Origin of the sequence: Streptomyces sp. NPDC016469 (assembly GCF_040632905.1) — a bacterium.
GTDB lineage: Bacteria > Actinomycetota > Actinomycetes > Streptomycetales > Streptomycetaceae > Streptomyces.
Genome location: NZ_JBEYCQ010000086.1, coordinates 1 through 2305, shown reverse-complemented (window position 1 = coordinate 2305; position 2305 = coordinate 1). Strand labels below are relative to the sequence as shown.

At 33.1% G+C, this 2305-nt stretch carries 3 protein-coding genes; all 3 read left to right on the top strand.

Annotation, left to right across the window (positions count from 1 at the left end):
- Positions 1–495: hypothetical protein (locus ABZ565_RS35335; protein ID WP_361036418.1), on the top strand; the 495-nt coding region annotated here is incomplete at its 5' end.
- Positions 496–540: 45 nt separating this feature from the next.
- Positions 541–1602, top strand: a complete 1062-nt coding sequence (locus tag ABZ565_RS35330) for a DUF916 domain-containing protein (RefSeq protein WP_356973234.1) — start codon at positions 541–543, stop codon at positions 1600–1602.
- An 80-nt stretch (positions 1603–1682) separates the two neighbouring features.
- Positions 1683–2305, top strand: a 623-nt coding sequence (locus tag ABZ565_RS35325; protein WP_361036415.1) for a hypothetical protein, incomplete at its 3' end; no start/stop codon positions are given.

The following is a 2305-nucleotide window of genomic DNA, read 5'->3' as shown; positions in this document are numbered from 1 at the left end:
ACAGCGGGTGTCCAGAGCCAAGGAATATATTTAACAATTAGTAATCCAGAAATATTAAATCCGTTAGCTACAGTAAGTGCAGAAACACAAAAAATAGTGTTAGCAAAATTTCCAGAAATTAAAGTAGAGGATCTTACAGGGACTAATAGTGCATGGTCACTGAAGTTAGCTGCTACTCCATTAACAGAGAAGGCACCAGCTGGAGGCTTTAAATCAGGAACTTCAGCTATAGTTGGAAATACAATTCAGTATCGTGTTACTTCAGAAACAATCTCCAATACGAATATAACAAGAACTGTATCAGGAGCTGTAATAGATAAAATGACAGCAACGGTATATAGTGGAACGCAATCTGGATCAACCACTATAAATGCAGTAAATGAAATAACAACAACAATAACACCTAATAAAAATATGGTCGATTTAATCAACTATCCAACAACTCCGACTCCTTATGAAACTACGATTACATTTAGTGTGGTTCAAGGGCTGTAATACATAATAGAAAGCCAGGAGCGAAACTTCTGGCTTAAAGAAAGGGTGACATTAGATATGAAAAAAATAACTTTATTAATAGCAATTTTACTTCTCTGTATTCCTTCCATTTCTTTTGCCAAAGACAACGATAAAACAATAGGAAGTAATTACATCATTACTCCTATCTACGACGATAATCAAAATCCAAATCAAACAGGTAGATTTCAGTTATCACTAAAAAAAGACAGCAATTATACTTTATCTTTTCGTATTCGCAATGATTCTACAAAAGCTATTACACTAAGTACACAACCTTTAAATGCCATTACAGAAAGTGGCGGTTCTGTTGGGTTTGTTAAAGATCTGAACAGTGGTCAATACACTGAGGTTGGTCATGATGTGGCCTCCCATTTGAGTATTGATGAGACGGTAGAACTTAATGCTAATGAAGAGAAGGTTATTCCCTTTAATTTAGATACAAAAGATTTAAAAGATGGCACCTATTTAGGTGCCATTTCTTTTAGAGAAAAACAATCTGGAGAATCTACAAGTATAAAAAATGACGACAAGCAGACAGGGACAATTGAAACCAATTATGAAATTGAAAAAATACTACCTGTTGAATTTACGATAGGAAAGCCAACTGCAATTGATAACAAATCATTAGCTAAGTCTTTCGTTAAAGCTGTGCGACAAGAAGACGGTAATTTAAAAATTGATGTGGAAAATGATAATGCTGCTTTAGTAGATGGAGGCAAAATCGATATTACTGTTTTAAAAGATGCATCAAAGGTGTTCTCTTTTGAAACAAACATACAGCTAGCTCCAAAATCAAAGACAACTTTAGAAATCCCTTGGAATGGAGATCTATCCAGTGGTGATTACAAGGCATCTGTAGAAACCACTTTTAACAAGAATAGTAGTAAAAAGTCCTTTAATTTTTCTATTGCTAATAAAGAAGTAGAACAGGTGAAAAAACAAACATTCGAGGATGAAAAAAATGTTGTGGAAAGCAATTCAAACGGGTTGCTGATAGGTTGTTTAATAGGAGCATTAATCGTACTGGTTGTACTTGTACTAGTCATAATGAAGCAAAGAAAATTTATGAAAAATCATAATGGATAGAATAGAACCTATTCCTTTAAAGGTGGTGATATAGAAAAGACTAAAGAAGTATATAAAAAATAATAGAAGGAGGTTTATAAATGGTAAAGCAACAAGCTCATCCAGTCATAGATGTTGTAAATCAGGGAGCAGAAGAATTAAAAGCTGTTCTTGAGCAAAAAGGATTGTCTCCTGAAGAACCTGCAATATCTGCTATATTAGATAAACATTTCTTGAAAATGGAAAAGCTTTTAACAGAATTCACAGAGAAAATGGAAAAGGCTCCTTTAAAGGAAATTCCTCAATTAGAGATGAATATTGTTGGAAAGTTAAAAAAAGTATTCACTGATCTTACTAAAGGTTTAAAGCAGATAGTGGTAGATACGAAAGAACAAGTTCGCGATGGAATTGAGAATAAAGTAAATGATTTCAAAATTGATATTCATAATAAGATTGCTTCTAAAGTTCAAGGAATAAATGATAATATCAAGAAATTTGCTGATACATTAGATGCGAAGTACTCCATTATTGAAATGACAGGAAAGATTGAAGAAATTCAGGGAAAAGAAAAGTTAGGAAACATAGAACATTCTCAACCAGAGGAATCGGAATTTAAATACTCCAAAGAGACTGTGAAACAGTTTGTATTTCCTTATTTAGAAGAACTTAAAGGGAAATATAATGATTTATCCACTAGAGTAGTGAAGGAAGAGCAAGATGGTCC